Consider the following 21,027-nt stretch of genomic DNA (forward strand, 5'->3'; position numbering starts at 1 on the left):
CAATTGGAGGCGGCGACTCGAACGGGTTGGCGTACCGGGCACCTCTCGCGAGAACCGGCGAGCCTCGCGGCTCCCCACTCGAGCCGCCAAAAAGGAGGCACGAACGACAAAGCCGCAGAGTCTCTGCGGAGAAATCTGCGGCTTACATCGCAGAGGTGCTTTGGGACGCCAATCCCAAGCACGTCTTTTTTTGACGTGCGATGGGCAGTGTATCGCCTGAGCCGAGAGCCAACCGCGGCGTAGCGTCTCGGAAATGAAGCTATCGATTCGGCGCAACAAGCTGGAGCAACTCGTTCGCAGATGCGCAGTGCTCCCAATCTCGACATGCGGCACTGCCCGACAGCAGTCGCCTAGCTACAGCCATCCGAAGATGCTCAAGAGACATGCTGCGCAAGCCCTCTGCGGCGGTCATCGCCACATCCGGATGGCCGGCTACATACACATCGACTAGCAGTTCCGACTCCCTAAGCTCCAGGCCGTCTCCAAGGATGTATGCGAGACGGTCCTGCCACTCGAGCGGCTGTGACGCCCACGCTCTTGCAAGTCCCTCCCATTCGGATCCCGTAAGGCACCTTAGCGCTCGCTGAGACTGAGCGTAGCCTTCGTCGTACCAGTAATCCACGCTGGTCACATCGATAAAGCTGAAGTCGATCATGGCCCGCAGCTTATCGCCCGGCTTCCAGCGGGCTGCTTGCAGATCGACTCTGCGCTCAAAAAGACAGACCTAGGGAAACCCCTAGTCAGCGAGCCACAAACGGCAGCCCAAGCCGACTTCAGAGGGAAAGAACTCCGGCAAGTGCCCTCTCATGCCCCTTCACCCCTGGCCCGCTACTTGCGATCATGATCAAAAATGACAGAAAATTTTCTTATCTGACTTATATTTGTAAACTGGTTTTCAAAAAACGCACACTTTCGGGCGCATCGCACCCTCCATGAGCACCACTCTCGACACCCCAGGCACCACCGTGGCCCAGCGCATCGCGCAGGCGTTGCCGCGGCTGTCGCGATCGCATCGGCAGGTGGCCGACTACGTGCTGGAGCACCCGCTGCAGGTCGCCACGCTGCCCATCGACGAGCTGGCAGCGGTGGTAGGCGTGTCGGTCGCCACGGCCAACCGCTTCGCGCGCGCGCTGGACTTCGACGGCTACGCGACCTTCCGCGCCGAGCTCGTGCGCGGCTTCGAGCCGCTGGTGGCGCCGGTGGAGCGCCTGCGCGGCAACCTGGAGCGGCCGACCACGGTGGCCGAGGTGTTCGCCACAGCGCTCGACGAGAGCCGCCGCAACATCGACGCCACGCGCCAGACGCTGGACTACGCCGCCTGCGAAGCCGCGGTGGAGCGCATCGGCAAGGCGCGCTCGGTCTACATCGGCGGCTTCGGCGCGAGCGCATGGCTCGCGGGCCTGCTGCAGCACGGGCTGGACGGCAGCTGCAGCGACGTGCGGCTGCTCGCGGGCGTCAGCGGCGTCACGCACGCCGCGCGCACGCTGATGCACGCGGGGCCGCAGGACGTGTTCATCGGCCTCACCTTTCCGCGCTACCTCACGGACACCATCGCGCTCGCGCAGATCGCGCGCAGCCAGGGCTGCGCGGTGATCGCACTCACCGACCGCCCCAGCTCGCCGCTGGCCCCGCTGGCCGACGTGGCGCTCTTCTGCCAGACCGAAACCAGCTACCGCCCGAACTGCGAGACCAGCGTGCTCGCGCTGATCGAGGCGCTGACCAGCGCGGTGTCGCTGCGCGCGCCCGACCCGGTGCAGTCGGCCGGCCGCATCCTGCACGCCGTGCGGCCATGGCTGCACGGCGCCAACGGGCTGCCCCGCATCAACGGGCTCGACACGAGCGCCCGCCAACAAGACAAGACGACAGATGCCTCCGCCGCGAACGGCGCCGGCAAGAGAAAGAAGAAAGCTTCCCGATGACCCAGACCCACGTGCCCGTGATCGCCATCCACGGCGGCGCCGGCACCATCAGCGCCGCGACGACGAGCGCGGAACAGGCGCAGGCCTATCACGACGCGTTGAAGAGCATCGTGGCCGCCGCGCAGGCGATGCTGCTCAAGGGCGCATCCGCGCTCGACGCAGCCTGCCTCGCGGTCGAGATGCTCGAAGACTGCCCGCTCTTCAACGCCGGCCACGGCGCGGTGTTCACGCACGACGAAACCCATGAGCTCGATGCCGCCGTGATGGACGGCGCCACGCTCGCCGCCGGCGCGGTTGCCGGCGTGTGCCACATCCGCCGCCCGGTGCGCGCCGCGCGCGCCGTGCTGGAAGACGGAGCCCACGTGCTGCTGGCCGGTGCCGGTGCCGAGGTGTTCGCGCGCGAACGCGGGCTGGAGATGGTCGAGCCTTCGTTCTTCTCCACCGAGGCTCGTCGCCAGCAGCTCTATCGCGTGCGCGGCACCGGCCGTGTCGTGACCGATCACGAGGGCGCGACGATGGCGGCGACAGGTTCGTCCCCGCTCGACGAGGACAAGAAGTTCGGCACCGTCGGCGCCGTCGCGCTCGACATGCACGGCCACCTGGCCGCGGCCACCTCCACCGGCGGCATGACCAACAAGCGCGTCGGCCGCATCGGCGATTCGCCCCTGATCGGCGCCGGCACCTATGCCGACGACCGCACGGCCGCCGTGTCGTGCACCGGCAGCGGCGAGATGTTCATCCGCGTCGCCGCGGCCTACGACGTGTGCGCGCGCATGGCCTACGGCGGCGCGACGCTCGAAGCCGCCACGCACGCGGTGGTGCAGCAGTCGCTGCCGGCCATCGGCGGCTCCGGCGGGCTGATCGCCGTCGACCGCCACGGCAACCTGAGCCTGGCCTTCAACTCCGAAGGCATGTATCGCGGCCACGCGCGCGGCAACGACGCACCGCAAACGGCCATCTTCGCCTGAAGCCGCACGCACGCACGCTCGCTCGCACCCTCTTTTTCTCGCACTCCCATGTCCACCCCTGCCCTCGCCCTGCCGGACGGCCGCGTTCTCGCCGTCGACGACCTCACCGTTCGCTTCTCGACTTCCGAGCGCACGGTCGATGCCGTGAAGAAGCTGTCCTTCCACGTCGACCACGGCGAAACGCTCGCGGTGGTGGGCGAATCGGGTTCGGGCAAGTCGGTCACCTCGCTCGCGCTGATGCGGCTGGTGGAGCACGGCGGCGGCCGCATCCTGAACGGCAGCATGATGTTCCGCCGCCGCAACGGCGAAGTGCTCGACCTGGCGCAGGCACGCGACAGCGCGATGCGCAACATCCGCGGCGCGGACATCGCGATGATCTTCCAGGAGCCGATGACGTCGCTGAACCCGGTGTTCACGGCAGGCGACCAGATCGCCGAGGCCATCCGCATCCACCAGGGCAAGAGCGACGCGGCCGCGCGCGCCGAAGCGCTGCGCATGCTGGAGCTGGTGCGCATTCCCGAGGCGCGCAACGTGCTCGACCGCTACCCGCACCAGCTCTCGGGCGGCATGCGCCAGCGCGTGATGATCGCGATGGCGCTGTCGTGCAAGCCGCAGCTGCTGATCGCCGACGAACCCACCACCGCGCTGGACGTGACCATCCAGGCGCAGATCCTCCAGCTCATCCGCGAGCTGCAGAAGGAGATGCGCATGGGCGTGCTCTTCATCACGCACGACATGGGCGTGGTGGCCGAGATCGCCGACCGCGTGCTCGTGATGTACCGCGGCGACAAGGTGGAAGCCGGCAGCTCCGACACCGTGTTCGCGGCGCCGCAGCACCCCTACACCAAGGCACTGCTGTCGGCCGTGCCGAAGCTCGGCGCGATGCAGGGCACCGACCTGCCGGCCAAGTTCGAGCTGCTGCGCACCGAGGCCAGCGCCGACACCGTGCCGTGCACCCAGACCACGCCGCAGGACACCGTGCGCCACGCCGATGGCCCCATCCTGCGCGTGCGCGACCTCGTCACCCGTTTCGACGTGCGCAGCGGTCTCTTCGGCCGCGTGAAGCGCCGCGTGCATGCGGTGGAGAAGATCAGCTTCGACCTGTACCCCGGCGAAACGCTGGCGCTGGTCGGCGAATCGGGCTGCGGCAAGTCGACCACCGGCCGCTCGCTGCTGCGCCTGGTCGAGAGCCAGAGCGGCGCCATCGAGTTCGGCGGCAAGAACATCCGCGACCTGCCCACGCGCGAGCTGCAGGCGCTGCGCCGCAACATCCAGTTCATCTTCCAGGACCCCTTCGCCTCGCTCGATCCACGCGTGACGGTGGGCTTCTCGATCATGGAGCCGCTGCTCATCCACAAGATGGCCAGCGGCGCCGAGGCGCAGCAGCGCGTGGACTGGCTGCTGCAGAAGGTCGGCCTGCCGCCGGAAGTGGCACAGCGCTACCCGCACGAGTTCTCGGGCGGCCAGCGGCAGCGCATCGCGATCGCGCGCGCACTGGCGCTCAACCCCAAGGTAGTGGTGGCCGACGAATCGGTGTCGGCGCTGGACGTGTCGATCCAGGCGCAGATCGTCAACCTGATGCTCGACCTGCAGCGCGAGCTTGGCGTGGCCTTCCTTTTCATCTCGCACGACATGGCGGTGGTCGAGCGCATCAGCCACCGGGTGGCCGTGATGTACCTGGGCCAGATCGTCGAGATCGGCCCGCGCCGCGCGGTGTTCGAGGCACCGCAGCACGCCTACACCCGCAAGCTGATGGCGGCGGTGCCGGTGGCCGACCCGTCGCGCCGCAACAAGCCGCGCGCGCTGCTCGAAGGCGAGATTCCCAGCCCGATCCGCGCGGTGGGCGACGAGCCCGAGGTGCCGCCGCTGGTGCAGGTCGCGCCCGGCCATTTCGTTGCGCGGCACGCCATCGGCGGCGCGTTCTGACCCCCCGTTTTTTCTTCACTCATTTTTCTCAACCCGCAGGCCCTCCTGCTTTTTTCCTCGAACCGACTGGAGTTCTTCCATGACGCAACAAGCTTCCTCCTCCCTGCGATGGGCATCCGCACTGCTGGGCCTGGCCGCGCTGGCCGCCTCGGGCACGGCACTGGCCGCGAAAGACGTGGTGCTGTCGATCGGCTACCAGCCGGAAACGCTGGACCCGTACAACACCAACACCACCATCACCACCGCGGTGACGAAGACCTTCTATGAAGGCCTGTTCCAGTTCGACAAGGACCTGAAGGTGCAGAACGTGCTGGCCGAGGGCTACGAGGTGTCGAAGGACGGCCTGGTCTACACCATCAAGCTGCGCACCGGCGTGAAGTTCCACGACGGCACCGACTTCAACGCGGACGCCGTGAAGTTCACGCTCGACCGCGTGCTGAACCAGGACAACAAGCTGCTGCGCTACAACCAGTTCAACCGCGTGAGCAAGGTCGAGGCGGTCAACCCGACGACCGTGCGCATCACGCTGAAGGAGCCCTTCGGCCCCTTCATCAACTCGCTGGCCCACGCATCGGCCGCCATGATCTCGCCCACCGCGCTGAAGAAGTGGGGCAACAAGGACATCGCCTTCCACCCCGTGGGCACCGGCCCCTTCGAATTCGTCGAGTGGAAGCAGACCGAAGCGGTCAAGGCCAAGAAGTTCGACGGCTACTGGAAGAAGGGCTACCCGAAGGTCGACAACGTGTCGTGGAAGCCGGTGCTGGAGAACAACACGCGCGCCGCGATGCTGCAGACCGGCGAGGCCGATTTCGCCTTCCCCATTCCCTACGAGCAGGCAGAGCTGCTGAAGAAGAGCGACAAGCTCGAAGTGGTGGCCACGCCCTCGATCATCACGCGCTTCCTGGCATTCAACATGCTGCAGAAGCCCTACGACAACCCGAAGGTGCGCGAGGCCATCGGCTACGCCATCAACAAGGAAGCGCTGGCCAAGGTCGCCTTCGGCGGCTATGCCTTCCCCGCGCAGGGCGTGCTGCCCCAGGGCGTGAAGTACGCCGAGAAGATGGCTCCCATTCCCTATGACCTGAAGAAGGCCAAGGAGCTGATGAAGGAAGCCGGCTACCCCGACGGCTTCGAGTCGGTGCTGTGGAGCGCCTACAACAACACGACCTCGCAGAAGACGATCCAGTTCGTGCAGCAGCAGCTCGCGCAGATCGGCATCAAGCTGCAGGTGCAGGCGCTCGAAGTGGGCCAGCGCACCGAGCAGGTGGATGCATGGCCCGATCCGAAGACGGCCAAGGTCCGCATGTACTACACGGGCTGGTCGTCGTCGACCGGCGAAGCCGACTGGGGCCTGCGCCCGCTGTTCGCCTCTGAAGCCTGGGCTCCCAAGCTGAACAACATGTCGTTCTACAAGAGCGAGGTGGTCGACAGCTCGCTGGCCAAGGCGCTGGTGACCACGGACGAGAAGGAACGCGCAGCGCTGTACAAGACCGCGCAGGAAGAGATCCGCAAGGACCTGCCGCGCGTGCCGATGATCACCGAGCAGAACCTGTCGGCGCACGCCAAGCGTCTCTCGGGCGTGTTCGTGATGCCTGACGGCAACATCAACATCGACGCCATTGCGGTGTCGAACTGATCCCCGGTTCCTCGTTTCCTGACTGACTGCCCGGCGGGCGGTGGCATGCCGCCATCGCCCGCCCGCGGCAACCGCACCCCATGCTGAATTACTTCCTCAAACGACTGTTGGGCCTGATCCCCACGCTGCTCATCGTGGCGGTGCTGGTGTTCCTGTTCGTCCACATGCTGCCCGGCGATCCGGCGCGACTTGCCGCCGGCCAGGACGCCGACGAGCAGACCGTGGCCATGGTCCGCGCGGAGCTCGGGCTGGACAAGCCGCTGCCGCAGCAGTTCGTGAGCTTCTTCACCCACATCCTGCAGGGCGACTTCGGCACCTCCATCCGCACGCGGCGGCCGGTGGCGACCGAAATCGGCGAGCGCTTCTTCCCGACGGTGATGCTGACCATCACCAGCATGGTGTGGGCGGTGATCTTCGGCATGGGCATCGGCATCGTTTCCGCGGTGTACCGCAACAAATGGCCCGACCGGCTGGGCATGACGCTCGCCGTGTCGGGCATCTCCTTTCCCGCATTCGCGCTCGGCATGCTGCTGATGCAGATCTTCTCGGTCCAGCTCGGATGGCTGCCCACGGTGGGCGCCAGCAGCTGGAAGCACTACATCCTGCCCTCGATCACGCTGGGCGCCGCGGTGGCGGCCGTGATGGCGCGCTTCACGCGGGCCTCCTTCGTCGAGGTGATCCAGGAAGACTTCGTGCGCACCGCGCGCGCCAAGGGCGTGCGCGAGCGCGTGGTGATCATCAAGCACTGCCTGCGCAACGCGCTCATTCCGGTGGTGACGATGATGGGCCTGCAGTTCGGCTTCCTGCTGGGCGGCTCGATCCTGGTCGAGGCGGTGTTCAACTGGCCGGGCCTCGGCCGCCTGCTGGTCGACGCAGTGCAGATGCGCGACTACCCCGTCATCCAGACGCTGGTGCTGCTGTTCTCGCTCGAATTCATCCTGATCAACCTGCTGGTGGATGTGCTGTACGGCTACATCAACCCGACCATCCGATACAAGTGAGCAAGCAGCCATGACGCAACAAGCTTCCGGCATGCCTGCCGAAACCATCGCCGCGACCGTACCTGTCGTCGCCGTCCAGACCGCCGGCAAGGTCCGCACGCCCTGGGGCGAATGCTGGCGCCGCTTCAAGAAGCAGCCGGTGGGCATCGTCGCCGCGCTCTTCGTGCTGCTGCTGGTGTTCGTCGCGGTGTTCGCGCCGTGGATCGTGCCCTTCGATCCGGAGAACTACTTCGACTACGACATGCTGAACACCGGCCCCTCGGCCGCGCACTGGTTCGGCGTCGATCCGCTGGGCCGCGACATCTTCAGCCGCATCCTGATGGGCGCTCGCATCTCGCTGATGGCCGGCTTCCTGTCGGTGGTGCTGGGCGGCATCGTCGGCACGGCCTTCGGCCTGCTGGCGGGCTACTACGAAGGCTGGTGGGACCGCATCGTGATGCGCATCTCGGACGTGCTGTTCGCCTTCCCCGGCATCCTGCTGGCGCTGGGCGTGGTGGCCATCCTGGGCAGCAGCATGACCAACGTGGTGGTGGCTGTGTCGGTGTTCAGCGTGCCGGCCTTCGCGCGGCTGGTGCGCGGCAACACGCTGGTGCTGAAGCAGCAGACCTACATCGAGGCCGAGCGCAGCATCGGCGCCTCGGACTGGACAATCATCGTGCGACACATCCTGCCGGGCACCATCTCGTCGATCGTGGTGTATTTCTCGATGCGCGTGGGCACCTCGATCATCACGGCGGCCAGCCTTTCGTTCCTGGGCATGGGCGCGCAGCCGCCGACGCCCGAATGGGGCGCGATGCTCAGCGAGGCCCGCGCCGACATGGTGACCTCGCCGCACGTGGCGCTGTTCCCCAGCCTGGCCATCTTCTTCACCGTGCTCGCCTTCAACCTGCTGGGCGATGCACTGCGCGACGCGCTCGATCCGAAAATCGACCGCCAGTAAGTCAATTCAGTCCTCTCGATGTCTTCCAGCAAGCAGCAGGCCCCGCTCCCTTTCATCGGCAACCTGCTCCAGGGCGAACGCAACGCCATCACCGACGTCGCGGGCGTCACCGTGGGTCATCGCACGCTGGCCGACGGCCCGGTGCAGACGGGCGTGACCGTCATCCGCCCCCATGCGGGCGACCCGTTCCAGGACAAGGTACCCGCCGCCGCGGTGGTGCTCAACGGCTTCGGCAAAAGCGTCGGGCTGTTGCAGGTGGAAGAGCTCGGCGTGCTCGAGACGCCCATCGCGCTGACGAACACCTTCTCGGTGGGCACGGTGGCGGCGGCGCAGATCCGCCGCTGCGTGGCCGACAACCCCGAGACCGGCCGCACGCTGCCCACGGTGAACCCGCTGGTGTTCGAGTGCAACGACGGCTTCCTCAACGACATCCAGCGCATGGCCGTGAGCGAGGCCGATTACCTGCAGGCGCTGGCCGATGCCGGAGCCGACTTCGAGCAGGGCTCGGTCGGTGCGGGGCGCGGCATGTCGAGCTTCCAGCTCAAGGGCGGCATCGGCAGCGCATCGCGGCGGGTGTCGGCGCGCAACGACGGCACCAGCGGCGGCCTGGGCGGCAGCAAGAACGTCGGCACCGGCGGCCTGCACACGGTGGGCGCGCTGGTCCTGGCGAACTACGGGCGCCAGCCGCAGCTGCTGCTGGCCGGGCACGCGGTGGGCGAAAGGCTTGCCGCGCTGCAGGCCGAGCGCAGCCTTCCGGCGGTGAACGAGGCCGAGAAGGGCTCGATCATCATCGTGCTGGCCACCGACGCCCCGCTCGACGCGCGCCAGCTGCGCCGCCTCGCGCTGCGCGCCGGGGCCGGCCTGGCCCGCACGGGCTCGGTCTTCGGGCACGGCAGCGGCGACATCGTGCTGGCCTTCTCCACCGCCTACACCGTGCCCGGCAGCGTCGACCGGCCGATGCCGGCGGTGGCGATGCTGCACGACGGGCTGCTCGACGGCCTGTTCCAGGCCGCGGCCGACAGCACGGAACAGGCGATCATCCATGCCCTGTGGCGCGCAACGCCCGTCATCGGGCGCGACGGCAACCACCGCGCCGCCCTGGGCGACGTGCTGCCCGCCTCCACTCTCTTCTCAACCCACGCCTGACTGCGAGCCGCTCCATGAAAGTCCTGATCTCCACCGACATCGAAGGCGTCGCCGGCGTCTACCACTCCGAGCAGGTGCGCGCGGGCAACCCCGAGTACGAGCGCGCGCGGCTGCTGATGACGCACGAGGCCAACGCCGCCATCGCCGGCGCCTTCGACGCGGGCGCCACCGAGGTGCTGGTGAACGACTCGCACGGGGGCTTCCGCAACATGCCGCCCGACCTGCTCGACGCCCGCGCCCGCGTGGTGCAGGGCAAGCCGCGCTACCTGAGCATGGTGGCGGGCGTGGAAGAAGGCGTGGATGCCGTCTGCATGGTCGGCTACCACTCGCGCGCGCAGGGGCGCGGTATCCTGGCGCACACCATCAACAGTTTCGCCTTCGCGGGCATCTCGCTCGGCGGGCAGGAACTGGGCGAGGCCGGGCTCTACGGCGCCCTGGCCGGCGAGTACGGCGTGCCCGTGGTAATGGCCAGCGGCGACGACGTGTTCATTTCCGAGAACCGCCCGCTCTTCCCGCACGCGACCTTCGTCGAGACCAAGAAGGCCACCGGCTGCACCAGCGGCGTCTCGCTGTCGCCCGAGCAGTCGCGCCGTGCCATCCGCGCCGGCGTGGAAGAAGCGCTGGCGGCTCGCGCGAAGGCGAAGCCGCTCGTCTTCGAAGGCCCGCAGACCGTGACGCTGCGCGCCCAGACCTCCGCGCTGGCCGACCTGTTCTGCCAGTGGCCGGACTTCGAGCGCGTCGACGGCGTCACCCTGCGCTTCACCGCCCGGACGGTGGAAGCCGCCGTGCGTATGCTGAATTGCTGCTCGGCGATGTCCTCGATGCTGCGCTGAGGCGTCCGGCCTTCAGGCCAGCACGTCGAAGCTGCGCAGGATCCAGGACAGCTGATAGAGCAGGTTGACGGCCGCCAGGCCGACGTGAAAGCGCCGGTTCGCGGTGTACGCCGCCACGGCCGCCAGCACCAGATACGCCGCAATCCGGATCGGATATTCGGCGCCGAAGGCGGCGAAATGGTCGCGGCCCTTCAGCAGTGAATCGACGGCGTCGAAGACGACCGAGATGGCCAGCAGCGCGAAGAACCAGCGGCGGCGCGAGATGAAATAGTCGCCGTAGCCGTCGTACTCGTCGATGTCCGACGGGAAGAGCACCGCGCACATCAGGTAGTAGAGGATGGCGAAGCTCATCACGAACAGATAGAGCTCGAAACGCCAGCTGAGGGCCGACAGCCGGTACTCCCACCACCAGAAATGCAGCATCGACAGCAGCATGGAAAGCGCCCATGCCAGATGCACCCAGTCGGGCCGGTGGCGTCGCGGATGCTGGACGAAGCGGGCCACGCCCGTCAGCACGCTCGCGATGGCCAGGCTCACGACCATGCCGATCGCCACCTTGATGTGGATGAAGACGGCCGGGTCCGGGTGGGTAGGCTCCATCGGCGCAACGATAGCAAAGCCGGCGGACCGGCAACAAGCGCGCGGGGGGCTTCGGGCGCCCTGCCCGTCCTTATCCGGAATAAGCATCAAACCCTCCGGAAACCCGCATGGATGCTGGCGAATAAGCTTATCCGCATAAAGCGCGAACCAAAAAATAGTTTGGTTCCATAAGGAGCACTTGGAAAATCGCGCCTTCTTGCTGGGGTGCCCCGCTCTACGCGCGGCACCGCACTTCCTCAAGACACACGCACGATGTACCAATACACAGAATTCGACCGCCAGTTCGTCCACCAACGGGCTGCCCAGTTCCGCGATCAGCTCGAACGCTGGCAGAAGGGCAAGCTCGCCGAAGACGAGTTCCGCCCCCTGCGCCTGCAAAACGGCTGGTATGTGCAGCGCTACGCGCCGATGCTGCGCGTGGCCGTGCCTTATGGCGAACTGTCGAGCCGACAGCTGCGCGTGCTGGCGCGCATCGCACGCGAGTACGACGAGCCCGAGGCCGAGGTCTACAAGAAGGCCATCGAAACGCAAGGCCAGCTCGGCAGCCACAAGCTGCCCACCCACTACGCCCATTTCTCGACCCGCCAGAACGTCCAGTACAACTGGATTCCGCTGGCCAAGTCGGCCGACGTGATGGACCTGCTGGCCTCGGTCGACATGCACGGCATCCAGACCAGCGGCAACTGCATCCGCAACATCACCAGCGACGAGCGCGCCGGCATCGCCATCGACGAAGTGGCCGACCCGCGCCCGTTCGCGGAAATCATGCGCCAATGGAGCACGCTGCACCCCGAGTTCGCGTTCCTGCCGCGCAAGTTCAAGATCGCCATCACCGGCGCCACCGAGGACCGCGCCGCCACCGGCTGGCACGACGTGGGCCTGCACGTGGTGAAGAACGAAGCCGGCCAGATCGGCTTTCGCGTGCAGGTGGGCGGCGGCATGGGCCGCACGCCCATCGTGGGCACGGTGCTGCGCGAGTTCCTGCCGTGGCAGCAGATCATGAACTACCTGGAAGCTGTGATCCGCGTCTACAACCGCTACGGCCGCCGCGACAACATCTACAAGGCGCGCATCAAGATCCTGGTGAAGGCCGAGGGCCAGCGCTACATCGACGACGTCGAGGCCGAGTACAAGCAGATCCTCGAGCACGACGGCGGGCCGCACACCATCACGCAGGAAGAGTACGACCGCGTGGCCGCCTCCTTCGTGCCGCCGACGCTGGCCACCCGCGTGCTGCAGAGCGCCGAGAAGACCGACGCCGAGCTGCGCGCCCACGCCGCCGACGACGTCCAGTTCGCCCGCTGGCTCGCGCGCAACGTGGCGCCGCACAAGAACCCGGCCCTGCGTGCCGTGACGCTGTCGTTCAAGCGCCTGAAGCAGGCGCCCGGCGACGCATCGGCCGACCAGCTCGACACGCTCGCCGAACTGGCCGACCGCTTCTCGGCCGGCGAAGCCCGCGTGACGCACGACCAGAACGTGGTGCTGCCCTGGGTGCACGCCGAAGACCTGCACGCGCTGTGGCTCGCCGCCCGCGCGGCCGGCTTCGCCAGCGCCAACGTGCACCTGCTGACGGACATGATCGCCTGCCCCGGCGGCGACTTCTGCGCGCTGGCCAACGCACGCTCCATTCCCGTCGCCGAAGCCATCACCGAGCGCTACCAGGACCTCGACGAGCTCGACGACCTGGGCGAGATCGACCTGCACATCAGCGGCTGCATCAATTCGTGCGGCCACCACCACAGCGGCCACATCGGCATCCTGGGCGTCGACAAGGACGGCAAGGAGTGGTACCAGGTCACCCTCGGCGGCTCCGACGGCTCCGCGCTCAGCGGCACGCCGCAGGCCGGCAAGGTGGTCGGCCCCTCGTTCTCGGCGGCAGAAGTGCCCGGCGTGATCGAGGCCGTGCTCAACACCTACCGCGACACCCGCGAAAGCGGAGAGAACTTCATCGACACGCTGCGCCGCGTGGGCCACGACCCGTTCAAGGTCGCCGCCAACGGTGCGCGTTTCAAGGTGGAGGAAGCAGCATGAAAAAGACCCTGAACATCCTGGCAGCCGAAGAACACATCGACGACGGCGACCCGAAGGTGCTGCAGCTGGCCAACGACGCCGACCCGCTCGCCATCGAGGTGTGCCTGGCGGACATCGAGCGCATCGACCTGCACTTCCCGAAGTTCACCGACGGCCGCGCCTACAGCCAGGCCTTCCTGCTGCGCCGCCGCCTCGGCTTCACGGGCGACATCCGCGCCACGGGCGACGTGCTGATCGACCAGCTGGTGCAGATGGAACGCACCGGCTTCTCCAGCGCCGTGCTCAAGGAAGGCGTGGACGCCTCCGACGCGCAGCGCCAGTTCGACCGCTTCGCCGCCTTCTACCAGGGCGATGCGGTGAAGACCGCGCCGCATTTCGCGGTCGGCAACTGAGACGCGTGGAAGCACCTGAGATGAGCATCGACCTCGAACGCATCAACGCCGAACTCGGCCGCAACTCGGAAGGCCTGGTGGACTGGGCACTCGGCCTGGGCCAGCCCGCGATCGTCACCACGAACTTCCGGCCCTTCGAGGCCGTGATCCTGCACATGGTCACGCGCGTGAAGCGCGACGTGCCGGTGATCTGGATGGACAACGGCTACAACACCGAAGCCACCTACCGCTTCGCCGACGAGGTGACGAAGCAGCTGGGCCTGGACCTGCACATCTACCTGCCGCGCCGCTCGCGCGCGCACCGCGAGGCGGTGGAAGGCCCGACGCCGGCGCTCGACGATCCGCGCCATGCCGCCTTCACCGAAGAGGTGAAGCTGGAGCCCTTCGCCCGCGCGCTGCGCGAGACAGCGCCCAAGGTCTGGTTCACCGCGCTGCGCGCCACCGACACGGCCGTGCGTGCGCAGATGGACCCGGTCAGCGTGAATCCCGACGGCCTGATCAAGGTCGCGCCCTTGCTGCACTGGTTGTCCAAGGATCTGCACGAGTACTGCGTGAAGCACGGCCTGCCCAACAACTTCGACTACGTCGACCCGACCAAGGGCGAAGACAACCGCGAGTGCGGACTGCATCTCGCGCACTGAGCGCCTGCACCGCACCGACCAACCGCATCCAGCCCCATCCTCCGATGAACGCCCGTACCGAAACCGATCTGCTGCTGCCGCCCGCGCACCTTTCCAACACGCACCTCGATGCGCTGGAGGAAGAAACCATCTTCATCCTGCGCGAAGTCGCGGCCGCCTTCGAGCGCCCCACCCTGCTGTTCTCGGGCGGCAAGGATTCGCTGGTGCTGCTGAAGTGCGCGGAAAAGGCATTCGGCGTCGGCCGCATTCCCTATCCGCTGCTGATGATCGACACCGGCCACAACTTCCCCGAGGTGACGGCCTATCGTGACCAGCGCGCGAAGGAACTGGGCGCCGAACTCATCGTGCGCAGCGTGGAAGACTCGATGAAGCGCGGCACCGTGCGCCTGGCCCACCCGGGCGAGTCGCGCAATGCGCACCAGTCGGTGACGCTGCTGGAGGCGATCGAAGAATTCCGCTTCGACGCGCTGATCGGCGGCGCCCGTCGCGACGAGGAAAAGGCGCGCGCCAAGGAGCGCATCTTTTCGCACCGCGACAGCTTCGGCCAATGGCAGCCCAAGGACCAGCGCCCCGAGCTGTGGACGCTGTTCAACACCCGCCTCGCCCCGGGCGAACACTTCCGCGTGTTCCCGATCTCGAACTGGACCGAGCTCGACGTGTGGCAGTACATCGCCCGCGAGGAAGTCGGCCTGCCTTCGATCTACTACACGCACAAGCGCGAAGTGGTCGAGCGCCGCGGCCTGCTGGTGCCGGTGACCGAACTGACACCCGCGCGCGACGGCGAGACGGTGCAGGTGCGCGACGTGCGCTTCCGCACCGTGGGCGACATCACCACCACCTGCCCGGTGGAAAGCCTGGCGGCCGACGCGAGCGACGTGGTGCTCGAGACCCTGTCGGTCGACGTGAGCGAGCGCGGAGCCACGCGCATGGACGACATGACGTCCGAAGCTTCGATGGAAAAACGAAAGAAAGACGGGTATTTCTGACCCACCCCCAGGCTTCGCGCACTTCGTGTCGCTACGCCCACCCCCTCGAAGGGGGCAACACCAGCGGCCCGGCAAAGCCGGTTCCGCGGTGTTCCACGAATTGGAGAACCACTCAATGAACGCTGCCGTAATTTCCAACGCCTCGCCCGCCGACGTCCACGGCGACACCGGCACCGCCCTGCGCTTCATCACCTGCGGCTCGGTCGACGACGGCAAGAGCACGCTCATCGGCCGACTGCTGGTCGACAGCAAGACCGTGCTGCAGGACCAGCTGGCTGGCGTGCAGCGCGGCGGCGAGACCGATCTCGCGCTGCTGACCGACGGCCTCTCTGCCGAGCGCGAGCAGGGCATCACCATCGACGTGGCCTACCGCTACTTCTCGACCGCCAAGCGCAAGTTCATCATCGGCGACGCGCCGGGCCATGAGCAGTACACGCGCAACATGGTCACGGCCGCCTCGGCCGCCGACGCCGCCGTGGTGCTGGTCGACGCGACCAAGCTGGCCTGGGCCGCCGAGGTGGAAGACGGCACCGTGGTCAAGCGCGAGCTGCTGCCGCAGACGCGCCGCCACTCGCTGCTGTGCCATCTGCTGCGCGTGCAGTCGATCGTGTTCGCCGTGAACAAGCTCGATGCCATCGGCGATGCCGGCCTGGCCTTCGAGCGCATCTCGGCCGCGCTGAACGCCTTTGCCGAAGCGGCCGGCGTGAAGGTCGCGGGCATCGTGCCGATCTCCGCGCTCAAGGGCTGGAACGTGGCCACGCGCCACGCCGACTGGGTCGGCTACGAGGGCCCGAGCCTGCTCGAGCTGCTCGAGGAACTGCCGGTCACGGCGCAGGACGAGGCCGTGCCCTTCGCCTTCCCGGTGCAGTGGGTCGAGAAGTTCTCGTCGTCTGCAGACACCTCGCAGGGTCGCCGCGTGTTCTGGGGCCGCGTCGCCTCGGGCCACGTGGAGCCGGGCCAGCGCGTGACCGTGCTGCCGAGCAACCAGACCGCCACCGTCGCCCAGGTGCTGAGCCACACGCGCCAGCCCAAGGCGGTGCATGCGGGCCACAGCGCCGGCATCGTGCTCGACCGCGAGGTCGACGTGTCGCGCGGCGACTGGCTGCTGGCGCCCGGCGCCTTCGAGCCGGTGCGCGAGATCACCGCCACCGTGGCCTGGCTCGACGACGAGCCGCTGGTCGCGGGCCGTGTGTACTGGGCGCTGCAGGGCCACCGCTGGGTGAAGGCCAAGGTGGCGCGCATCGTCGACCGCGTGAACATCACGACGCTCGACTCCGAGCCGGCGACGCAGCTGGAAGCCAATTCCATCGGCGACGTGGTGCTGGCGCTGCAGCAGCCGCTGGCCGTGCTGCCCTTCACGCAATCGCGTGCCCTGGGCTCCCTCGTGCTGGTCGATACGGCCTCCCACAGGACCGCCGCTGCCGTGCTCGTGCAGCCCTCCGCCGCAAAGGCCTAAAATCCCGGGTTTTCCCCGACCTCACCACTGACGCCAAAAAACAAATGACCCACGTCGTCTCCGAAGCCTGCATCCGTTGCAAATACACCGACTGCGTGGACGTTTGCCCCGTCGACTGTTTCCGCGAAGGTCCCAACATGCTGGTGATCGACCCGGACGAATGCATCGACTGCGCGGTCTGCATCCCCGAGTGCCCGGTCAACGCGATCTACGCCGAGGAAGACCTGCCGGCCAACCAGATCGCCTTCATCAAGATCAACGCCGAGCTGGCCCAGGCCGACGGCTGGAAGAGCATCACCAAGCGCAAGCCCGCCCTGCCCGACGCCGAGGAGTGGAAGGACAAGACGGACAAGGTCGGGGAGCTGGTGCGCTGAACCAGCCCGTCGTTCCTGCCGCTTTTCCGATCGAGACCGACGCGCTGATCGTCGGCGCCGGCCCCGTGGGGCTGTTCCAGGCCTTCCAGCTGGGCCTGCTCGAAATCTCCTGCCACATCGTCGATGCACTGCCCGCCGCCGGCGGCCAGTGCGTGGCGCTGTATGGCGACAAGCCCATCTACGACATTCCTGGCACGCCGGTGACCAGCGGGCGCGACCTGGCGCAGTCGCTGCTGCAGCAGGTGGCACCGTTCAAGCCGCAATTCCACTTCGGCGAGCAGGTTTCCACCCTGGCGCGCGAGGCCGACGGGCGGCTGCTGCTGACCACGTCGGCAGGCAAGGCATTCCTTGCGAAGACCGTGTTCATCGCAGCCGGCGTCGGCGCCTTCGTGCCCAAGCGCATCGCCGTCGAGGGCATCGCGCAATTCGAGGGCAGCTCGCTCTTCTATCACCCCGATTCGCTGGACCGCTTCGCCGGACAGACGGTGGTGGTCAACGGCGGTGACGACATCGCGCTCGAAACCGCCATCGCGCTCACGGCTGTCGCCAAGCAGGTCACGCTGGTGCACCGACGCGACGGCTTCCAGGCCGAGGAAGCGACCGTCTCGGCCATGCGCGCCCTCGTGGCCGCCGGCCAGCTGGCCTTCAAGGTCGGCCAGCCCGCCGCCTTCGACGGTAGGCAGCTCCAGATCACCACGCCCGACGCGACCACCGTCGACCTTCCGCTCGACGCGCTGGTCGCCTGCCTCGGCATCTCGCCGCGCCTCGGCCCCATCGCCGACTGGGGCCTGGAGCTGGAGCGCAAGCAGGTGCCGGTCGACACCGAGAAGTACGAAACCCGCGAGCGCGGCGTGTTCGCGGTGGGCGACATCAACACCTACCCGGGCAAGAAGAAGCTCATCGTCTGCGGCTTCCACGAGGCCACGCTGGCTGCCTGGGGCGCCACGGCCATCGTGTTCCCCGGCAAGGCCGTGCCGCTGCAGTACACGACCACCAGCACCCGCCTGCACGAGCTGCTGGGCGTGGCCGGCTCCCGCTAGCTAGCTCGCGCGGGGCAGCTGTGCCCTGTATTCACCGATGAAGCTGCCGATGGCGGCCACGTAGCGGTCGATGTCGGCATCGGTCAGCGGCAGCGACAGCACCACGAAACCGCGCGGCGAGGTGTAGATGCCCTCGCTCAGCAGATGGAAGAACAGCAGCTGGCGCAGACGGGCATCGACCGGTGCCAGGTCGTCGGTGCTGCGCACCTCGCCGGCCACGAAATGCGCGTTCATCAACGAGCCGATGCCGGTGAACTGCATCGCGACGCCCTCCCCGGCGCACAGCGCATCGAGCCGCTTCCGCATCGCATCGCCCCTGTCGGCCAGTGCACCAGCCGCCTCCGGCGTGAACAGCTTCGTGAGCCCGGCGTGCCCGGCCGCCATCGTCAGCACGTTGTTGTTGAAGGTGCCCGAGTGGGCCAGCGGCCCGGTGCGCGGGTCGAACAGCGCCATCACGTCGGCACGGCCGCCGAAGGCACCGAAGGACATACCCCCGCCGATGTACTTGCCCAGCGTGGTCAGGTCCGAGCGGATGCCCAGCTTGTTCGCCAGTCCGTGCGGCGCCAGGCGCGAAGTCATCACCTCGTCGAAGATCAGCAGCGCACCGGCGCGCGTGGCCGATTCGCGCAGCGCCTGCAGGAACTCCAGGCGGCCCGGAATGCAGCCGCTGGCGCCTTGCATCGGCTCCAGCAGGACGGCGGCGATCTCGGGGCCGTGCTTGTCGATCTGCTCGCGTGCCGTCTGCGTGTCGTTGTAGGGCAGCACGAGGAAGTCGAAAGGCACCGTCGTCGGCGACGGCTTTGCGCCGAAGCCCAGCACGCCACCGTGGTAGCCGCCCGAGAACACGACGATCTTGCGGCGGCCCGTGAAGTGCAATGCCGCGGTCAGTGCCATCAGGTTCGCCTCGGTACCCGAGTTGGTGAAGCGAAGCTGCTCGATCTGCGGAAAGCGCTCGCAGATGAGCCTTGCGAGCCGGCCTTCGAGCAGGTTGTGGCCCGTGAGGTTGATGCCGCCCTTCATCGCCTCGGCGACGGCTTCGCGGATCTCCGGTGCCGAGTGGCCGTAGACGCCGGCCGTGTACTCCGCAATGAAGTCGGCATAGCGATGGCCGTCGGCGTCCCACAGCGTGGCGCCCTCTCCCCGTGCGATCGTCAGCGGGAACGGCGCGTAGAACAGGACTGAGCGGCTGTTGGCGCCGGGCATGTAGCGCGCCTGTTCCTCGAACTGGCGATGGCTGGCCGGGTTGCTTTCGGTGAAGCGGCCGTGCGCGGCTGCAAGGGCTTGGTCGATGTCGGCATGGGCCATGGCGATGTCCTTCGAAGGTGGTGCGCCCGTCGCTTGCAGCGCGATTTATTGATCGATGCTCAATTTAATTTGTTTATACAGTCAACCCGACTGCAGCACAATGGCTGCAACCATGACGAAGAATTCGCCCCAAAAGGTCCAGAAACCCCGTACGGCCGGCCGCCCAGCCGGGGGCGGCGGCCTGACGAAGCAGCGCATCGCCGAGGAGGCACTGGCGCAGATCGACGAGTTCGGCCTGGGTGCCTTCAGCATGCGCGAGGTGGCGGCACGGCTCGACGTGTATCCGGCCACGGTGCACTGGCACGTGAGCACGCGCGAGGCCCTGCTGGCCGAAGTTGCGGCGCTCGTCATGGCCGAAGTGTTGCCGCCGCCCGGCAAGCTCGCATGGCACGACTGGATCGCCGAGCTGTTCCGCCGCTGCCGGGCCGCGGTGCGGCGGCACCCCAACGTGGCACAGCTGCTGGGCGCGCAGCTGGTATCGAACGGCAGCCTGCCGATGGAGCTGGTCGAGGGCGTGCTGGCCGCGCTGACCGAAGCCGGCTTCGAGGGCGAGCCGCTGCTGGAGGCCTACAACTGCGTGGTGGCCGCGATGCTGGGCTTCCTGACGATGGAGTTCTCGCCCCTGCCCGCCGACAACACCCAGGCCTGGGCCGAGGAACTGCGCGAGCGCGTGCACACGATCCGCCCGCTCGACCATCCGGTGCTCACGCGCAACCTGGCGCAGCTGGCCAACAAGGCCTTCATCCTGCGCTGGGACAACGGCACGACGGTGCCGCTGGACAGCAGCTTCGAGCGGCACATCCAGATCACCATCGACGGGCTGGAGGCGTTCGCGCGCAGGCTCAGGCCGCGCTAGCGGTGCCCTCGGCCGGCGCGTCGCGCCCGATGCGCAGCAGCGCGTCCTTCAGCCACAGCACGCCGGCATCCGAGTTGGAGCGCCGGTTCCAGCACACCACCGAGCGGTAGCCCTGCAGCTCGAAAGGCAGCGGGTGCACCGCCAGCAGGTGGCGAAAGCGCTCCGCCACGCGCAGCGGCATCACGGCGACATGGTCGGTCTGCGCCAGCAGGTCGACGATCTGCCCGAAGCTGGTCATCGCCACGCTCATGGTGCGCGTGCGCCCCAGCCGCGCCAGCACCTGGTCGATGAGATCGTCCAGCGCCGAGCTGCCGTAGCCCAGGAACACGTGCGGAGCCTCGCAGAAGGCGTCGAGCGTGGCCTGCCGCGTCATCGTCGGGTGGCCCAGGCGCACGGCGACCACGTAGCGGTCTTCGTAGAGCAGCTCCGATTCGCAGTCGCTCGGTGGCTGCAGCCGCGGGAGCACCGCGATGTCGAAGTCGCCCTTGCGCAGGCGCTCGGTCAGCGTGAGGAAGGAACTGGTCTCCCAGTAGATGCGGATGCGCGAGCCGCTGGCCACCAGCTCGTTGGCCAGCCTCGGCAGCAGCAGGTGGCTGGCGTAGTCGCCGCCCGAGATGCGGAAGATGCGCTGCGAGGCCGCCGGGTCGAAGCCCTCGCCGGGCTCCAGCATCGCCGACAGGTCGGCCAGCACGCGCTCCACCTGCCCGGCCAGGGCCTGCGCGCGGGCTGTGGGCTCCACGCCGTGCGCGGTGCGGGTGAAGAGCGGGTCGCCGAAGGTGTCGCGCAGGCGGTTGAGCGAGGCGCTCACGGCGGGCTGGCTCAGGAAGAGCCTCGTCGCCGCGCGCGAAACGCTGCGCTCGCGCATCAGCGCATCGAAGGTCCGCAGCATGCCGACGTCGAGGCTGCGGATATCACGTTGGGCCATATCTCATATTCAAAGCTTCGAATTGCCCATGGGGCGGGCTGTCCGTATCGTC

The 21,027-nt window shown here is 67.7% G+C and carries 19 protein-coding genes; 16 read left to right on the plus strand and 3 right to left on the minus strand.

The features are described 5' to 3' along the window. Positions 1–932: 932 nt before the first annotated feature. The 8 genes from BMY35_RS02735 (at position 933) to BMY35_RS02770 (ending at position 10,369) form a co-directional block, all read left to right on the plus strand. Positions 933–1,919, plus strand: a complete 987-nt coding sequence (locus BMY35_RS02735; RefSeq protein WP_093195442.1) for a MurR/RpiR family transcriptional regulator — start codon at positions 933–935, stop codon at positions 1,917–1,919. Further along, entirely contained in the window at positions 1,916–2,887 is a 972-nt protein-coding gene (locus BMY35_RS02740; protein ID WP_093195443.1) for an isoaspartyl peptidase/L-asparaginase family protein, read from the plus strand. Before BMY35_RS02735 ends, BMY35_RS02740 begins: the two co-directional genes overlap by 4 nt. 48 nt (positions 2,888–2,935) lie before the next feature. Then, positions 2,936–4,813, plus strand: a complete 1,878-nt coding sequence (locus BMY35_RS02745; RefSeq protein WP_093195444.1) for a dipeptide ABC transporter ATP-binding protein — start codon at positions 2,936–2,938, stop codon at positions 4,811–4,813. A gap of 79 nt (positions 4,814–4,892) precedes the next feature. Beyond that, entirely contained in the window at positions 4,893–6,449 is a 1,557-nt protein-coding gene (gsiB, locus tag BMY35_RS02750; protein ID WP_093195445.1) for a glutathione ABC transporter substrate-binding protein GsiB, read from the plus strand. An 80-nt stretch (positions 6,450–6,529) separates the two neighbouring features. Next, positions 6,530–7,450 (plus strand): glutathione ABC transporter permease GsiC, encoded by a 921-nt coding sequence (gene gsiC / locus BMY35_RS02755; protein ID WP_093195446.1) that lies wholly within the window; start codon positions 6,530–6,532, stop codon positions 7,448–7,450. A 31-nt stretch (positions 7,451–7,481) separates the two neighbouring features. Further along, positions 7,482–8,390: a glutathione ABC transporter permease GsiD gene (gene gsiD / locus BMY35_RS02760; RefSeq protein WP_093195447.1), complete on the plus strand. Its 909-nt coding sequence runs from the start codon at positions 7,482–7,484 to the stop codon at positions 8,388–8,390. A gap of 18 nt (positions 8,391–8,408) precedes the next feature. Further along, positions 8,409–9,536 (plus strand): P1 family peptidase, encoded by a 1,128-nt coding sequence (locus BMY35_RS02765; protein ID WP_093195448.1) that lies wholly within the window; start codon positions 8,409–8,411, stop codon positions 9,534–9,536. 14 nt (positions 9,537–9,550) lie between these two features. Beyond that, the gene (locus BMY35_RS02770; protein WP_093195449.1) at positions 9,551–10,369 is read left to right on the plus strand and encodes a M55 family metallopeptidase; all 819 of its coding nucleotides are present in this window, start codon (positions 9,551–9,553) and stop codon (positions 10,367–10,369) included. Positions 10,370–10,381: 12 nt separating this feature from the next. Here BMY35_RS02770 and BMY35_RS02775 read toward each other — a convergent pair whose 3' ends face one another. Next, on the minus strand, positions 10,382–10,969 hold the full coding sequence (locus tag BMY35_RS02775) for a hypothetical protein (RefSeq protein WP_093195450.1): 588 nt from the start codon (positions 10,967–10,969) through the stop codon (positions 10,382–10,384). A gap of 252 nt (positions 10,970–11,221) precedes the next feature. Between BMY35_RS02775 and BMY35_RS02780 the strand changes: the two genes are divergently transcribed. The 7 genes from BMY35_RS02780 (at position 11,222) to BMY35_RS02810 (ending at position 17,889) form a co-directional block, all read left to right on the plus strand. After that, positions 11,222–13,000: a nitrite/sulfite reductase gene (locus BMY35_RS02780; protein ID WP_093195451.1), complete on the plus strand. Its 1,779-nt coding sequence runs from the start codon at positions 11,222–11,224 to the stop codon at positions 12,998–13,000. Continuing rightward, positions 12,997–13,392 carry a DUF934 domain-containing protein gene (locus BMY35_RS02785; protein ID WP_093195452.1) on the plus strand — a complete coding sequence of 132 codons (396 nt, stop codon included), beginning with the start codon at positions 12,997–12,999 and terminating at the stop codon, positions 13,390–13,392. Before BMY35_RS02780 ends, BMY35_RS02785 begins: the two co-directional genes overlap by 4 nt. A 20-nt stretch (positions 13,393–13,412) precedes the next feature. After that, positions 13,413–14,033: a phosphoadenosine phosphosulfate reductase domain-containing protein gene (locus BMY35_RS02790; protein WP_093195453.1), complete on the plus strand. Its 621-nt coding sequence runs from the start codon at positions 13,413–13,415 to the stop codon at positions 14,031–14,033. Between the two features lie 44 nt (positions 14,034–14,077). Continuing rightward, positions 14,078–15,019, plus strand: a complete 942-nt coding sequence (cysD, locus tag BMY35_RS02795) for a sulfate adenylyltransferase subunit CysD (RefSeq protein WP_093195454.1) — start codon at positions 14,078–14,080, stop codon at positions 15,017–15,019. Between the two features lie 115 nt (positions 15,020–15,134). Continuing rightward, positions 15,135–16,475: a sulfate adenylyltransferase subunit 1 gene (locus tag BMY35_RS02800; protein WP_093195455.1), complete on the plus strand. Its 1,341-nt coding sequence runs from the start codon at positions 15,135–15,137 to the stop codon at positions 16,473–16,475. Positions 16,476–16,519: 44 nt separating this feature from the next. Beyond that, positions 16,520–16,849 carry a ferredoxin FdxA gene (gene fdxA / locus BMY35_RS02805; RefSeq protein WP_093195456.1) on the plus strand — a complete coding sequence of 110 codons (330 nt, stop codon included), beginning with the start codon at positions 16,520–16,522 and terminating at the stop codon, positions 16,847–16,849. After that, entirely contained in the window at positions 16,807–17,889 is a 1,083-nt protein-coding gene (locus BMY35_RS02810; protein WP_256228075.1) for an NAD(P)/FAD-dependent oxidoreductase, read from the plus strand. The genes fdxA and BMY35_RS02810 overlap by 43 nt, the downstream gene beginning before the upstream one ends. Here the strand turns inward: BMY35_RS02810 and BMY35_RS02815 are convergent, their stop codons facing one another. Then, positions 17,890–19,194 carry an aspartate aminotransferase family protein gene (locus BMY35_RS02815; protein WP_093195457.1) on the minus strand — a complete coding sequence of 435 codons (1,305 nt, stop codon included), beginning with the start codon at positions 19,192–19,194 and terminating at the stop codon, positions 17,890–17,892. 112 nt (positions 19,195–19,306) lie between these two features. Between BMY35_RS02815 and BMY35_RS02820 the strand changes: the two genes are divergently transcribed. Further along, positions 19,307–20,050, plus strand: coding sequence for a TetR/AcrR family transcriptional regulator (locus BMY35_RS02820; RefSeq protein ID WP_176947492.1), 744 nt, complete (start codon positions 19,307–19,309; stop codon positions 20,048–20,050). Here BMY35_RS02820 and BMY35_RS02825 read toward each other — a convergent pair. Next, positions 20,037–20,975 (minus strand): LysR family transcriptional regulator, encoded by a 939-nt coding sequence (locus BMY35_RS02825; protein WP_093195459.1) that lies wholly within the window; start codon positions 20,973–20,975, stop codon positions 20,037–20,039. The two genes, BMY35_RS02820 and BMY35_RS02825, sit on opposite strands and share 14 nt — an antisense overlap. Between the last annotated feature and the right edge of the window lie 52 nt (positions 20,976–21,027).

Source organism: Variovorax sp. YR750, assembly GCF_900109805.1.
Taxonomy (GTDB): domain Bacteria; phylum Pseudomonadota; class Gammaproteobacteria; order Burkholderiales; family Burkholderiaceae_C; genus Variovorax; species Variovorax gossypii.

Bases quoted from the DNA above. Each gene is read 5' to 3' on its own strand.
- BMY35_RS02735 (WP_093195442.1), top strand. From the start codon at position 933: ATGAGCACCACTCTCGACACCCCAGGCACCACCGTGGCCCAGCGCATC.
- BMY35_RS02740 (WP_093195443.1), top strand. From the start codon at position 1,916: ATGACCCAGACCCACGTGCCCGTGATCGCCATCCACGGCGGCGCCGGC.
- BMY35_RS02745 (WP_093195444.1), top strand. From the start codon at position 2,936: ATGTCCACCCCTGCCCTCGCCCTGCCGGACGGCCGCGTTCTCGCCGTC.
- gsiB (WP_093195445.1), top strand. From the start codon at position 4,893: ATGACGCAACAAGCTTCCTCCTCCCTGCGATGGGCATCCGCACTGCTG.
- gsiC (WP_093195446.1), top strand. From the start codon at position 6,530: ATGCTGAATTACTTCCTCAAACGACTGTTGGGCCTGATCCCCACGCTG.
- gsiD (WP_093195447.1), top strand. From the start codon at position 7,482: ATGCCTGCCGAAACCATCGCCGCGACCGTACCTGTCGTCGCCGTCCAG.
- BMY35_RS02765 (WP_093195448.1), top strand. From the start codon at position 8,409: ATGTCTTCCAGCAAGCAGCAGGCCCCGCTCCCTTTCATCGGCAACCTG.
- BMY35_RS02770 (WP_093195449.1), top strand. From the start codon at position 9,551: ATGAAAGTCCTGATCTCCACCGACATCGAAGGCGTCGCCGGCGTCTAC.
- BMY35_RS02775 (WP_093195450.1), bottom strand. From the start codon at position 10,969: ATGGAGCCTACCCACCCGGACCCGGCCGTCTTCATCCACATCAAGGTG.
- BMY35_RS02780 (WP_093195451.1), top strand. From the start codon at position 11,222: ATGTACCAATACACAGAATTCGACCGCCAGTTCGTCCACCAACGGGCT.
- BMY35_RS02785 (WP_093195452.1), top strand. From the start codon at position 12,997: ATGAAAAAGACCCTGAACATCCTGGCAGCCGAAGAACACATCGACGAC.
- BMY35_RS02790 (WP_093195453.1), top strand. From the start codon at position 13,413: ATGAGCATCGACCTCGAACGCATCAACGCCGAACTCGGCCGCAACTCG.
- cysD (WP_093195454.1), top strand. From the start codon at position 14,078: ATGAACGCCCGTACCGAAACCGATCTGCTGCTGCCGCCCGCGCACCTT.
- BMY35_RS02800 (WP_093195455.1), top strand. From the start codon at position 15,135: ATGAACGCTGCCGTAATTTCCAACGCCTCGCCCGCCGACGTCCACGGC.
- fdxA (WP_093195456.1), top strand. From the start codon at position 16,520: ATGACCCACGTCGTCTCCGAAGCCTGCATCCGTTGCAAATACACCGAC.
- BMY35_RS02815 (WP_093195457.1), bottom strand. From the start codon at position 19,194: ATGGCCCATGCCGACATCGACCAAGCCCTTGCAGCCGCGCACGGCCGC.
- BMY35_RS02820 (WP_176947492.1), top strand. From the start codon at position 19,307: ATGACGAAGAATTCGCCCCAAAAGGTCCAGAAACCCCGTACGGCCGGC.
- BMY35_RS02825 (WP_093195459.1), bottom strand. From the start codon at position 20,975: ATGGCCCAACGTGATATCCGCAGCCTCGACGTCGGCATGCTGCGGACC.